Below are 12,778 nucleotides of genomic sequence, written 5' to 3' on the forward strand. Positions count from 1 at the left end.
TCAGAGGCCATCCTTTACTACATATGCAATAAACAAATGCAGACCATCCGGTATTAGCTCCGCTTTCGCAAAGTTGTCCCGGTCCTCTCGGTAGATTATCCACGCGTTACTCACCCGTGCGCCGCTTTACTCAGGGACCGAAGCCCCCTTTCTCGCTCGACTTGCATGTGTTAGGCACGCCGCCAGCGTTCATTCTGAGCCAGAATCAAACCCTCCAGTTAAAATAACTAGAAAGCTACCTATTAGTAACTCATTCAAAACAAACTAGACCCGTAAGCTTCCACTCGAAAATGAAAAACCTACTTGAATCTTAAAAATCGGCTCACTATTTAATTGTCAAGGAACATGATGTCGAAACTATAATTTTTAGATGACTTTCAATTTCTTGTCAATCATTTTTTTAATTATTTAAAGTTTCGACTTTATAGCTGAGAATCAAAGATCACTTCCCGACTTTTCCGAGCCGGGAAGAGAGTATTTAAATACTTGTAACTGGATTGTCAACAGAAAGTTTGCAAATCATCACTATCCACAGCAGCTTGAAATCATTAACAAGGCAAAACAGATAAATCTGGGAGGCCACGTCTGTGGCTGATGGAAGAAAAAACTATTTTGTTGTTTGCACAAATAAATTTTCCGGATCCATCCAGGAAATTCACCCATGAGGGCCAGGACATCAGGTGTCCTTGCCAGGCCCTGCCAGGAATCCTATATATGAATAATGAGTAAATGAGCCACAGACCGGCTTGCCAGAGATAAAAAACTGATCAGAATCGGCCATGACCAGCAGGCCATGGTTAAGCAAGGCAAAGCAGACAAGCCTTCAATTAGGTTTCTTAATGAATCAATTGATTATACAGCCAGCGATAAACACCCAGGGAGCAAGAAATGAGTCATGACCGGCCTTCCAGGGCCAACCTCAAAAACATCCTGACCCCCATCCAGTTTATGGTCACCCAGGAAAACGGAACCGAACCCCCTTTCAGGAATGAATACTGGGACAATAGGGAGCCGGGCATCTATGTTGACGTGGTGTCAGGGGAGCCTTTATTCAGTTCAACCCATAAGTTTGAATCAGGAACAGGCTGGCCAAGCTTTACCCGGCCCATAAGCCCGGACAGTGTAACAGAGCACCAAGACCAAAAGCTTTTCATGGTCAGAACTGAAGTCCGAAGCAGGCAGGCCGACTCTCATCTTGGCCATGTCTTTGATGACGGACCTGAACCAGACCGAAAAAGGTACTGCATCAATTCAGCAGCCCTGAGATTCATCCCGGTCAGCAAGATGAAGCAAGCCGGCTATGAAGACTATCTGCATCATTTTGACTGAACCGGGGTTCATCCGACTGCAGCCTGCTTATGAGAAAAGAACTGCCCCTTTGGGTAAAGAAACAGAATATGTCATCTCCAAGCTGAAGCAGGTCTTGAACTCTGGAGTAAAACCCGGGAATAAAATCTGATATCCATACCCACCGAGGCAGTGGCCAGGAGTAGTCTGCCCCCTGTCCAGGACAAGAGATCTTTTCTCATTGCTGCACCTGGCAGACAACCTGTTCAGCCCTGGCCGGAAAGCAGGCAAAAGAAAAATATCAATACACTTTGCTCCAAAAAGGACCTCAATTGTCAGGCCTGCCATGGACGCCTGCCTTCCTTCAGAAAGCACGGTTCGAACCTTTTCCCGGCTATATTAAGAAGACTGCAGGACCTTAGGTCAGCTTTGCCCGGAACATGCCCCGGACCGAATTGATCAAAAATACTCCGGAGCATTTTTGCATATCTTCTAAATAAAGAACCTTTTCCTGCAGGACACCTGATGCCAGCAGAAACTGTCTGTAAGTCCCGGCCAGCAGACCGCTTCTTACAGGAGGAGTCCAGAGAATCCCCCCTATTTCCAGGGCGATGTTGGCCATGGAGGCTTCAGTGATCTCCCCCCTTTCATTCCAGAAAAGAGTACTGTGGGCCTTGGGGTTTGAAGACCCTGCGTCATCAAATGCCCTGCGGCTGGTTGTCTTATGATACAAAAAAGGGTCATCAGAACTTATTCCCCCTGCTGCCAGACTCAGCAGAAAGGGACTGGGAAGATCTTCAACCACCTGCTTTTGAATCCTTATCCGGCCTGTTTTATCAACCAGAAGCCTGACCTTCCAGTCCCTGGCTCCGAGATTTTTTCCAAACTCCCGGAGCGAACTCAGTACCTTTTTCATATCTACGCAAAAATCAAAATAAACACCTGACTCTTTAAGCCTTGCCATGTGGGCTCCCAAAAGGTGATAGCCGCCCTTTCCGGTCCAGAGAATGCTTTCCAGGAGTGAAAACTCCGGGCTGATCCTGTGCAGAGCCCTGCTCTTGGTTTTGCATTCATTCCACTCGTCTTCCGGGGTTGAATCCCAGACTATCCCTCCGCCCACACCATATTCGGCCTGTCTGGTTCTGTTATCCACCAGGACAGTTCTGATGGCCACATTGAACTGAGCCCGGCGTCCTGGCCCGGCATATCCGATGCAGCCGGTATAGATACGCCGGGGCGAAACTTCCAGACCGGCAATGATCTTCATGGTGGACGGTTTGGGAGCACCGGTAATGGAAGACGGAGGAAACAGGGCCCCCATGACCGAGCCGAGCCTTGCCCTGGTCCGACAACTGACCCTGGAAGTCATCTGCCAGAGAGTCGGATACTTTTCAGCCTGGAAAAGGTCTTTAACCTCAACGCTGCCCGGGTCGGCAATTCTTCCCAGGTCGTTTCGGACCATGTCTGTAATCATGACATTTTCAGCCCTGTTTTTGTCGCATGACCGGAGCATTAACGCCTGGGACTGGTCCGGCCAGAATGCAGGTCTGCGGGCAAGGGTCCCTTTCATGGGCCTGGATTCCAGAATATCTCCGGTCAGCTTGAAAAAGAGTTCCGGAGAAAAGCTGCACACAGAGTATTGCCCGGTGTCAACAAAAGCTGCAAAAGGAGGATCATGACTTTGGGCCAGGCAGGTGAAAAAACAAAAAGGATCCTGTTCCAGCCGGGTCCGCAGACGGTAGGTGTAATTGACCTGATAAGTATCACCCTGTTCAATATGCTTCTTGATGACCTTGATCCGGTTTTGATATTCCGGAAACTTGAGTTCCGGAACCCAGACCGGTCTGCCCGGCCTTATTCCAGGATCAGGCAGGGCCTCAAGTTTACGTAAGGACTGGAAAAGTCCGAACCAGAGCTTGGGAAAAACATCATCCGTAACAGTCTGATAAGAATCATCAAAAGCAGGCCCGGCCTCATAAGAAATAAACCCCGCAGCATAAACCCCTTTAAGCCGGATCTGATCCTGGATCTTAAGCAAGGCATCCTGAACTTCATCCAGGCTGAAGGTCTCAATTACTGCCACTGGCCTCTCAAAGCAAAGCCAGCAGTTCTCAGGCTGCGCCCTGAGCAGGACCCTGTGGCTGTCAGCCCTGGCCGTCATAAGATAGCCCTTTTATACCAGTGAAGGAGTAAAAAAAACTGGCCGGCATCAGTTCAGGAGCACCAGACCCAGGTTGAGGTAAGCGGCAAAAGCCACCCACAGGGCATAGGGAATAAAAAGGATTGAAGCTGCTCTGCTCAGCGGGCGGGCCTTCCTGATAAAGACCAGGATAAGGAGAAACAGCATTAAGATGTTGACAAAGGCAGCTCCAGGACTTTGCAGGCCAAAGAAAAGCCAGGACCACAGCCCGTTCAAAACCAGCTGTCCGGCCCAGAGCAAAATGGCCGGCTGTCTCAGGACCGGTCTTTGAATCCACACCAGCCAGCCTGCCACAGCCATGAAAAGATACAGGACCATCCAGACCGGAGTGAAAATCCAGCCTGGCGGGGTCAAGGCAGGCTTGACCAGTTCATCATACCACGGACCAGGCCTGAAAAAAGCTCCGAACATAGAGGCAGCAGCAACCAGGACCATGAACCCTGCCAGGGAAAGAATATGCTTTTCCCTGATAAGCTTGAAAAAAAACCCGGCAGATGATTGTCTACCGGGTTTTTGGGGGGTGCTTTTCAAAAAAGGTGCCTTTGCTATCTGTTAAGTTGGCCTTTAAGGGCCTTAATGCGATGATCCAGAGGCGGGTGGCTCATAAAAAGCATTTTCCAGTCAAACCCGTCCGCCTTGCCATTAATGCCAAAAGAAGCCATCTGATCAGGAAGGGGCTCCTGAATTCCTTTTTTGAGCTTTTCCAGGGCTGAAATCATTTTTTCTGTCCCGGCCAGCTTGGCCCCGCCGGCATCTGCCCTGAATTCACGCTGCCTGCTGAACCACATGACAATGGTGCTGGCCAGGATACCGAAGACGATCTGGGAGACGATGGTGGCCACGAAAAATCCGATTCCATGTCCTTCCTCGTTTTTCAGGATCACCCGGTCCACAAAATGCCCCACCAGCCTGGAAATGAATATGACAAAAGTATTTACCACGCCCTGAATCAGGGTCAGGGTAACCATGTCCCCATTGGCCACATGGCTGACCTCGTGCCCCAAAACAGCTTCCACTTCATCCTGGTTCATGTTCCTTAAAAGTCCGGTGCTCACCGCTACCAGGGCATTATTTTTGTTCATGCCGGTGGCAAAGGCATTCGGGGCTGGGGAATCAAAAACAGCCACCTCAGGCATGCCGATGCCAGCCCTGGAAGCCTGCTGTCTGACTGTCCGCACCAGCCAGCTCTCAAGCTCGGTTTTGGGCTGGGTGATCACCTTGGCCCCGGTCATGCGTTTGGCCATCCACTTGGATATAGCCAGGGAAATGAACGATCCACCAAAGCCCAGCACAGCTGCCAGAATCAGCAGGTTGCCGTAATCAATGCCCACCCGCTGCTCATCCAGAATTCCGCTTACCCCTAAAAGGCTCAGAACCACGAACAAGACAGCCAGAATGGCTATGTTAGTCACCAGAAACAGAAAAACTCTTTTCATTTTGTATAGTCCTCCGGATAAATTATATTCCATGAGTTAAAAGCAAATCAACAAGCATAACAATCTGTTATATCAAAAGTTATTATTATACAAAGGCTGCAGATTGTCAACATTGGCCCTGTCAGCCGGTCCTTGACAAGAGCAGATTCTTTACAGTCCGGTTTGTTGCAGGTAAAAGAAAAATTTAAGGAAAAATAAGACCGTGCCGGGCCATGGTCAACACCAAAAACGGAGAACATGATGATATCCAGAGACCAAGCCCTGGAAATGCTTAAGCAGAATCTGAAAGAAGAAAACCTTGTCAGACACTCCCTGTCCACAGAAGCTGTTCTGAAAAACCTGGCCAGAGAGCTTGGTCGGGATGAAGAAGTGTGGGGTCTGACCGGACTCCTGCATGACCTGGACTATTCACTTACTGCGGATAACCCTTCCCAGCATGGAATAGAGAGCTCGGCCATGCTCACAGGCCAACTCCCTGAAGAGGCCTTGCAGGCCATAAAGGTGCATGCAGCTGAAATGAACCGGTCCGGTCATCCTGAATCTGAACTGGACTTTGGCCTGCGCTGCGGCGAAACAGTAACCGGGCTGATCATGGCTGCCGGGCTGGTCAGGCCCAATGGTCTGGATGGCATGAAGCCCAAAAGCCTGAAAAAGAAAATCAAGGATAAGGCATTTGCTGCTTCGGTCAACAGAGAAATCATCCAGGAGCATGAAAAACTTGGGTTGGACCTGACCTCGTTTTTGGCCCTGTCCATAGCCGCCATGCAGTCCATAAGCCGGGAAATCGGATTTGCTCAATCACCCTGAGAAGAATATACTACATCCAGGATCTCCCTGCCACCGCCATCCAGAACCTTTCTGGCCAGCTCAACCCCGATCTTTACGGCGTCCTTGGGCTTTCCGGTCTTGGTCCGGCGGATAACGGTCTGACCCAGGACATCCGACACCAGACCGGTGGCATAGAGACGATTGTTTTCCTGCAGGCACAGGCAGGCAATGGGGACCTGGCACCCTCCTTCCAGTTCAGCCAGAAAAGCCCGTTCACAGGTCACGCAGAATCTGGTACTGGAATGATCCATAAAACCCAGGAACTCATCAAGCTCAGGCCGGTCTGAGGCATATTCAATACCCAGCGCCCCCTGCCCCACTGCCGGCAGAAAATAGGGCGGCACAAGTTCGCTCTGGTACGAAGCCCTGAAACCCAGCCTTTTCATGCCGGCAGTAGCTATGATGATGGCGTCGTACAGGCCGTCTTTCAGCTTTTTCAGCCTGGTATCCAGATTGCCCCTGAGCATTTCTATCTTGAGATCAGACCTTAAATGAAGAATCTGGGACTGCCGTCTCAAACTTGATGTACCCACCACTGCCCCCTGGGGCAATGACGCCAGATCAGGGTATTTCTCAGACAAAAGCAGGTCATACCGGGACTCTCTTTTAGGAATGATTCCCAGCTTGAGCCCCTCAGGCAGCACTGCAGGCACATCCTTCATACTGTGGACAGCAATATCGGCCCGTCCATCCAGGATGGCCTCTTCAATCTCCTTGACAAAAAGACCCTTGCCTCCAACCTTGGCCAGGGGCACGTCCAGGATTTTGTCTCCTGTCGTCTTGATCTTCAAAAGCCTGACTTCAAGCCCGGGATAGCGTCCCTTGAGCCTGGAGCCGATGTGTTCGGCCTGCCAGAGGGCCAGCTTGCTTCCCCTGGTGGCAATGGTAATTTTATTCATACGAGTCTGATCCAGAGTTAAACATTTTCTGCGCAGGGTATGAATTCTTTTCTGACCGGCAGTTCTTTTTTTCTTCCCTGTTCATCCACCCGAACAAAGGTAATCCGGTTGGCAAAGACCCTTTTCTCCTGGTCCTGGCCGGGGCCATCAGAATAAACCACAACTTGGTAGGTGGCAGAAGTCCGGCCCTGGCGGACAAAATCAATACTAAAGCGCAGGATCGATCCCAGGGGCACCTGTTGAGAAAACCTTATCTCATCCATGGCCACGGTGACCAGTTTACACCCCCGGAACTCCTTGCTGGCGGCCAGCCAGGCAAATTCATCCACCCACTTGAGCATGACTCCGCCAAAAAGAAACCCGTGGTGGTTGAGATGTTCCGGCCGAACCAGAGTATAATTGTTCATTTAATTATTCACCGAATAAGGAAATATCCTTTTAAAAGGCCGAAGCACCCTGCCAGCATCATGTCTCCGCCTGGACACAGAAAATTCACATCAAAGCCCTGAAGCATTGATCTTTTAGGCCCAAGCACAAAAGTAGGCTTGAAGTCATGATCCAGGGCCGAATCCAGAATCAGGCAGCCATGGCCGTTTTCATCAAAGACCTGCTGGTTGGTCAGGTGTCCGTGCTTGAAAAGATTTAACTTTTCCCACAGGCTTTGTCCATCCAAAAGACCGGTGTGGTGTTCCAGGATCCCATGAACCCTGTCCTGGTAAACCAGAAAAGCAATTGTATGGCTGTTGCCCACGTTGACCACACAGATCCCCCTGTTCCTGGCCAGCTCTTCCACTTCCGGGACAAAAAGGGCTCCCAGCAGGGCAGCTGCACCGGTATCAGCCACAAAACCGGCTCCAATGGACTCTTTCAGACTGATCAGCCTGGTCATTTCAGCTGGCGGACGGGAAAAGATCAGCCTTTGAACATGACCGCTGCTCTGAAGCAGAAATTTCTTCCAGATTTCAAAGCGACCAAGCCGGTTGCTTGCCCCTGGATGAAAACCGTGATCCTGGGCACAGGCCAGAATCATCTCAGGATAGGAAAGACCGGCCTGGGCCAGAAATGAACCCCAGAAGCCCGGATCAAAATCGGCCAGATAAACAGGAGCGTACCCCTCAGGACAATGGGCAGAGATCTCCAGCCCCATGCCTTTAACCGCCTCCATGGAATCGGAAAGGGAGTAAGCCGCCTCCGGATGGATAGCCGCCTGAAGTCCCTGCCCGAGACATTTTTTAAGGACCCTGTAGAATCCTCCGCCCATATTCCGGCCATACAGGTAAATGCTTCTTCCGGCCCGGTGCAGTTCTTCAATCCTTTTTGCTGTTCCCAGAGCTGGAGATGGCAGCACAAACTTGGGACAGTTTTCCAGCTCCCGACCGGACATAAAATAAAGCACATCCTGGGTTCCGCTTCCGATATCCAGGCAAAGTATGTTTTGATCAGTCAAGACAGGACTGCTCCTTTGGTTGCGGTTAATTACAAAAACAATCAGGTCATTACTCTGAGAGCTTTGATCCTTGGGACCAAACATCTGAAATTCAGTAATGACTCTGCCAGCCTGCTTTAACAAATAAAAGGCAGGTAAAATACCTGCCTTTTATTGACCCGGTTTGTCCAGGTCTCAGGAAGAAGTAATTTTCAACTGCCCGTCTTCCGTGTCCACCAGAACCTTATGACCATCCATGAGTCTGCCAGAAATAATCTCCTTGGCCAGCGGGGTCTCGATCTTCTGCTGAAGATACCTGCGCAGCGGCCTGGCTCCATAAACAGGATCATAAGCTTCCCTGGCAATAAATACCCTGGCCTGGTCTGTAAGTTCCAGCTCGATCTTCCGGTCAGCCAGGCGACTTTGGATATGCTTAAGCAGCAGATCAATGATTTTTTCAATTTCCTCAATAAGCAGGGGCTTGAAAAGAACCACTTCATCAATACGGTTCAAAAACTCCGGCCTGAAATGGGAGCGAACTGTTTTCAGGACCTGATCCCTGGCCTCCTCCTGCAGTTGTCCAGCGTTGGAAATCCCTTCCAGCAAAAACTGGGAACCGAGATTGGAGGTCATGATAATCACCGTGTTTTTGAAATCAACTGTCCGGCCATGGCTGTCAGTGAGACGACCATCATCCATGATCTGCAGAAGCACATTAAAGACATCGGTATGGGCCTTTTCCACCTCATCAAAAAGGACCACACTGTAGGGTTTGCGCCGAACCGCTTCGGTCAGCTGCCCTCCTTCATCGTATCCGATATACCCTGGAGGAGCGCCAATGAGTCTGGCCACAGTATGCTTTTCCATATATTCAGACATATCCAGGCGAACCATGTTTTCCTCTGTATCAAAAAGGTTCTGGGCCAGAGTCTTGGTCAACTCGGTCTTACCCACCCCGGTGGGGCCAAGAAACAGAAATGATCCAATGGGCCGGTTGGGATCCTTGAGCCCGGACCTGGCCCGGAGCACGGCATCAGCCACGGCATCCACAGCCTCATCCTGGCCGATGACCCGTTCATGAAGGATATCCGACAACTTGAGCAGCTTTTCCCGCTCACCCTCCATAAGCCTGGATACCGGGATGCTTGTCCATTTGGAAACTATATCCGCAATATCATCCGGACCCACTTCTTCCTTTAAAAGGGTCTTGGTGTCAGTGCCATGGCCCAGGGCCGACTCTTTTTCTGCCAGCTCCTTTTCCAGCTGATTGAGTTTACCGTACCTGAGTTCAGCTGCCTTATTCAGATCATAGGCCCGTTCTGCATTTTCAATTTCATACCTGGTCTTTTCAATGGCCTCCTTTAAATTGCGCAGAGAGTTTATGGAGCCCTTTTCCCTTTCCCACTGAGCCTTGAGGGTGGTCTGGGCCTCCTTTAATTCGGCCAGCTCCTTGCCCAGTTTTTCCAGCCGATCCCTGGAAGCCTCATCCTTTTCCTTTTTCAAGGCCTCCTGCTCGATCTCCAGCTGCATGATCTTTCGGTTGATCTCATCAAGTTCAGTGGGCAGGGAATCGATCTCACTCCTGATCTTGGCAGCTGACTCGTCAATCAGGTCAATGGCTTTATCCGGCAGGAAGCGGTCGGAAATATAGCGATGGGAAAGGATGGAAGCTGAGACCAGGGCGCTGTCACTGATCCGTACTCCATGATGGACCTCAAAACGCTCCTTGAGCCCCCTTAATATGGAAATGGTGTCCTCCACGCTGGGTTCATCCACCATGACCGGCTGAAATCTGCGTTCCAGAGCCGGGTCCTTCTCAATATATTTTCGATATTCATCTATGGTGGTGGCCCCGATGCAGTGCAATTCTCCCCTGGCCAGCATTGGTTTGAGCAGGTTGCCGGCATCCATGGCTCCCTCGGCCTTTCCAGCCCCCACAATGGTATGAATCTCATCAATAAAGAGCAGAATCCGGCCCTGTGAATTCTGAATCTCCTTTAAAACAGCCTTGAGCCTTTCTTCAAACTCCCCCCTGTACTTGGCTCCGGCAATCAGGGCACCCATATCCAGGGCGAAAATGGTCTTGTCCTTGAGTCCTTCAGGCACATCCTTATTCAGAATCCTCTGGGCCAGTCCCTCGGCTATGGCTGTTTTACCCACACCTGCCTCACCAATGAGCACAGGATTGTTTTTAGTCCTTCTGGACAGAATCCTGATGCAGCGCCTTATTTCGCTGTCCCGGCCAATGACCGGGTCCAGCCGGCCCTGTCTGGCCTCATCCACCAGGTCCCGGCCATATTTTTTCAAAGCATCATATGTTTCTTCAGGATTGGCAGATGTCACCCTCTGATTACCCCGGACCTCGGTCAGGGAAGCCAGGATCCTGTTCTTGTCCAGCTTTAGTTCCTGAACCACTTTGCCCGCTCCGGTGGAAGGAGATTCATCCAGCAGGGTCAGGAGAATATGCTCCACACTCACATATTCATCCTGCATGGCCTTGGCCAGATCCTGGGCCTTGAGAAGCAGGGAGTTGAGCCTCTGAGTAACATATATCTGGCCGGGCTGAACCCCGGGACCGCTGACGCTGGGCATTTTTGTCAACTTGTCATCTATGGCTGTTCTGACTGCTTCCGGGTCATAGCCTGCATGCTTGAGCACCCTGGGAGCCAGGCCATTGTCCTGATCCATAAGGGCCTTGAACACGTGCTCCACATCCACCTGCTGATGTCCAAGACGGACTGCGGTTTCCTGAGCCAGGGCCACAGCCTCCTGCGATTTCTGGGTAAATTTATTGATATCCATGCTTATCCTCCATTGTTCATTATTGTGGATCTTAAGAAGACGTCATCAGATCAGATTTCTGAGCTGAGTAATCTCTTTTTCCATGACCTCTATTCTCTCCAGAAGGTCAACAATTATAGTTCCGCCAATGGTGGGAAGCTCAAAATCCCGGCAGATTCGCATCAGCTTCTGGACCCTTAGGATCTCCCTTTCCGGAAAATGGAAATTTTCATCGGAAATCCGAATGGCTTCAACCCAGCCCATCTCCACAAGCTCAGAAAGACGATACGGACAGACTCCGGTTCTCTGGACGAACTGAGACCAGTGGATGAGGTTGGATCTTATCAGAGACCCTTGGGTTTTCTTCTGAATTCCATGGTTTTGCATATAATCGGCCTCCACCTTGCTGAACAGACGATCCAAAGACCGCCCTGCTAAATAATTCTATCCCCGGGGATTATAGTCCGAAGCTTTGGACAACTCCTCCCACAGCTCCCTTTCCCTGAGTGACGCTTCTCTGGGAACCCGGATCATGATCCGCACCAGCTGGTCACCCTTGGCAGATCCCCTGCCCATGCCTTTTCCCTTGATTCGCATTTTCTGGCCGCTGCTGATTCCCTGGGGAATTTTCATTTCCACTTCTCCGTCCAGGGTGGGTACCCGGACCATGCTTCCCAGGGCGGCCTCCCAGGGAGCCAGAGGCAGGTCATAGATAATATTATTACCGTCAAGCTTAAACACCGGGTGTGGGATAATCCTGACCTTCAGATAGAGATCGCCGGATTGTCCGCTTCCCATACCCGGGGACCCCTGCCCGCTAAGCCTGATCCTGTTCCCATCCTTGATTCCCGGCGGAATATTCACGCTCAGGGTCTTGTTCTGGACCATGGGTCTTCCATCAGGTCCAATAACCTGCTCCTGAAGGGTTATACTTTTGCTCCCGCCCTTATAGGCTTCTTCCAGGCTGAGTTCCAAGGCTGCTTCAGCATCCTGTCCTTTGCGGGCAAAAGTCCTTCCGGAAAAAGGGTCCCTCTGGAAGCCCTGGGCACCACCCCGGCTGAATCCCCCACCAAAAATCGTTTCAAAAAAATCACTGAAATCAAAGCCTGCTCCCTGCTGGTCTCCACGAAATTCAAAATGGACGTTTTCATAACCAGGAGGCGGCTGAAAATTCTGGCCGTGCTGCCAGTTGGGACCAAGGGAGTCGTAAAGCTTTCTCTTTTCATCATCCTTGAGCACTTCATAGGCTTCGGTGACTTCCTTGAATTTGTCCTCTGCCTTGGGATCATTGGGATTGAGGTCTGGATGATACTTCTTGGCCAGCTTCTTGTAGGCCTTGGAGACCTCCTCCTTGGACGATTTCTTGTTAACTCCCAGGATTTTATAATAATCCTTGTATTCCATATTAAGATGATCCCCCTTGACATTTTTTTGCCTGATCAAAGCAATTATTATATTGACCGCCAAAGCTGCCATCCCATGGCCCTGGCCTGACAAAACTGACTATAATACTGGCCCCATGAACAGGTAACTTTTTAAAAAACCGTACCAGGTCCGGCACTTTGCTGACCTGTTGAGTTCGCTGCTGCCTGTCCCGGTCCAGACCCAGAAAGCCTGGAATAACAACCAAAAAACTTTGCCTGGTAACGGTTTCCTGAACTGCAACCAGCCGGACATTGATGTCCCTTAAGGTCTGCACATCATAATAACCCGACATTCTTAATTAAGTCAGGATGCATCCAAGTCAAGTCATGACCTCCTCCGAGGTCTTGGCCAAGCCATAGCACAACCATCCAAAACCTTTCAACGAAAAAGGTGGAGGGGTTAAATAATCAAATGCCCCGGCCCCTTGAGGTACCGACCGTTTACTTGGTCAGCTTCCCAAAGGATCGGGGCATTGCAGGACCGGGAAAGCCCTGTT

General features: G+C 50.5%; 11 protein-coding genes and 1 rRNA gene. 2 read left to right on the top strand and 10 right to left on the bottom strand.

Annotated features, from left to right (window positions below; translation table 11 throughout):
• A 16S ribosomal RNA gene (locus tag P771_RS0107610) occupies positions 1-221 on the bottom strand; the annotation flags it as partial.
• Positions 222-888: 667 nt separating this feature from the next.
• Between P771_RS0107610 and msrB the strand changes: the two genes are divergently transcribed.
• Positions 889-1,329: a peptide-methionine (R)-S-oxide reductase MsrB gene (gene msrB / locus P771_RS0107625; RefSeq protein WP_028574678.1), complete on the top strand. Its 441-nt coding sequence runs from the start codon at positions 889-891 to the stop codon at positions 1,327-1,329.
• A 376-nt stretch (positions 1,330-1,705) separates the two neighbouring features.
• On the opposite strand, the gene P771_RS0107635 is transcribed toward msrB, so the two are convergent.
• The 3 genes from P771_RS0107635 to htpX form a co-directional block, all read right to left on the bottom strand.
• Entirely contained in the window at positions 1,706-3,370 is a 1,665-nt protein-coding gene (locus P771_RS0107635) for a chorismate-binding protein (RefSeq protein WP_161635952.1), read from the bottom strand.
• Positions 3,371-3,496: 126 nt separating this feature from the next.
• Positions 3,497-4,018 carry a TspO/MBR family protein gene (locus P771_RS0107640; RefSeq protein WP_244147308.1) on the bottom strand — a complete coding sequence of 174 codons (522 nt, stop codon included), beginning with the start codon at positions 4,016-4,018 and terminating at the stop codon, positions 3,497-3,499.
• 14 nt (positions 4,019-4,032) lie between these two features.
• Positions 4,033-4,923 carry a protease HtpX gene (htpX, locus tag P771_RS0107645; protein WP_028574682.1) on the bottom strand — a complete coding sequence of 297 codons (891 nt, stop codon included), beginning with the start codon at positions 4,921-4,923 and terminating at the stop codon, positions 4,033-4,035.
• A gap of 240 nt (positions 4,924-5,163) precedes the next feature.
• Between htpX and P771_RS0107650 the strand changes: the two genes are divergently transcribed.
• The gene (locus tag P771_RS0107650) at positions 5,164-5,730 is read left to right on the top strand and encodes an HDIG domain-containing metalloprotein (RefSeq protein WP_028574683.1); all 567 of its coding nucleotides are present in this window, start codon (positions 5,164-5,166) and stop codon (positions 5,728-5,730) included.
• Here the strand turns inward: P771_RS0107650 and hemC are convergent.
• The 6 genes from hemC to P771_RS0107680 all read right to left on the bottom strand — a co-directional run bounded on the left by hemC (position 5,718) and on the right by P771_RS0107680 (position 12,261).
• Positions 5,718-6,650, bottom strand: coding sequence for a hydroxymethylbilane synthase (gene hemC / locus P771_RS0107655; RefSeq protein ID WP_028574684.1), 933 nt, complete (start codon positions 6,648-6,650; stop codon positions 5,718-5,720). The two genes, P771_RS0107650 and hemC, sit on opposite strands and share 13 nt — an antisense overlap.
• Before the next feature lie 17 nt (positions 6,651-6,667).
• A complete protein-coding gene (locus tag P771_RS0107660) occupies positions 6,668-7,057 on the bottom strand; it encodes an acyl-CoA thioesterase (protein WP_028574685.1) in 390 nt (129 codons plus the stop codon).
• Between the two features lie 8 nt (positions 7,058-7,065).
• Entirely contained in the window at positions 7,066-8,097 is a 1,032-nt protein-coding gene (locus tag P771_RS0107665; protein WP_028574686.1) for a DUF1786 domain-containing protein, read from the bottom strand.
• A gap of 174 nt (positions 8,098-8,271) precedes the next feature.
• Positions 8,272-10,878 carry an ATP-dependent chaperone ClpB gene (gene clpB, locus P771_RS0107670; RefSeq protein WP_028574687.1) on the bottom strand — a complete coding sequence of 869 codons (2,607 nt, stop codon included), beginning with the start codon at positions 10,876-10,878 and terminating at the stop codon, positions 8,272-8,274.
• A 45-nt stretch (positions 10,879-10,923) separates the two neighbouring features.
• Positions 10,924-11,244 (bottom strand): chaperone modulator CbpM, encoded by a 321-nt coding sequence (locus tag P771_RS0107675; RefSeq protein WP_051617235.1) that lies wholly within the window; start codon positions 11,242-11,244, stop codon positions 10,924-10,926.
• A 57-nt stretch (positions 11,245-11,301) separates the two neighbouring features.
• Entirely contained in the window at positions 11,302-12,261 is a 960-nt protein-coding gene (locus tag P771_RS0107680) for a DnaJ C-terminal domain-containing protein (protein ID WP_028574689.1), read from the bottom strand.
• Positions 12,262-12,778 lie beyond the last annotated feature (517 nt).

Origin of the sequence: Desulfonatronovibrio hydrogenovorans DSM 9292 (assembly GCF_000686525.1) — a bacterium.
In the GTDB taxonomy this organism is placed as follows: domain Bacteria; phylum Desulfobacterota; class Desulfovibrionia; order Desulfovibrionales; family Desulfonatronovibrionaceae; genus Desulfonatronovibrio; species Desulfonatronovibrio hydrogenovorans.

Excerpts from the sequence above, each read along its gene's own strand:
- msrB (WP_028574678.1), top strand. The coding sequence starts at position 889 with ATGAGTCATGACCGGCCTTCCAGGGCCAACCTCAAAAACATCCTGACC.
- htpX (WP_028574682.1), bottom strand. The coding sequence starts at position 4,923 with ATGAAAAGAGTTTTTCTGTTTCTGGTGACTAACATAGCCATTCTGGCT.
- P771_RS0107650 (WP_028574683.1), top strand. The coding sequence starts at position 5,164 with ATGATATCCAGAGACCAAGCCCTGGAAATGCTTAAGCAGAATCTGAAA.
- hemC (WP_028574684.1), bottom strand. The coding sequence starts at position 6,650 with ATGAATAAAATTACCATTGCCACCAGGGGAAGCAAGCTGGCCCTCTGG.
- P771_RS0107660 (WP_028574685.1), bottom strand. The coding sequence starts at position 7,057 with ATGAACAATTATACTCTGGTTCGGCCGGAACATCTCAACCACCACGGG.
- clpB (WP_028574687.1), bottom strand. The coding sequence starts at position 10,878 with ATGGATATCAATAAATTTACCCAGAAATCGCAGGAGGCTGTGGCCCTG.
- P771_RS0107675 (WP_051617235.1), bottom strand. The coding sequence starts at position 11,244 with ATGCAAAACCATGGAATTCAGAAGAAAACCCAAGGGTCTCTGATAAGA.
- P771_RS0107680 (WP_028574689.1), bottom strand. The coding sequence starts at position 12,261 with ATGGAATACAAGGATTATTATAAAATCCTGGGAGTTAACAAGAAATCG.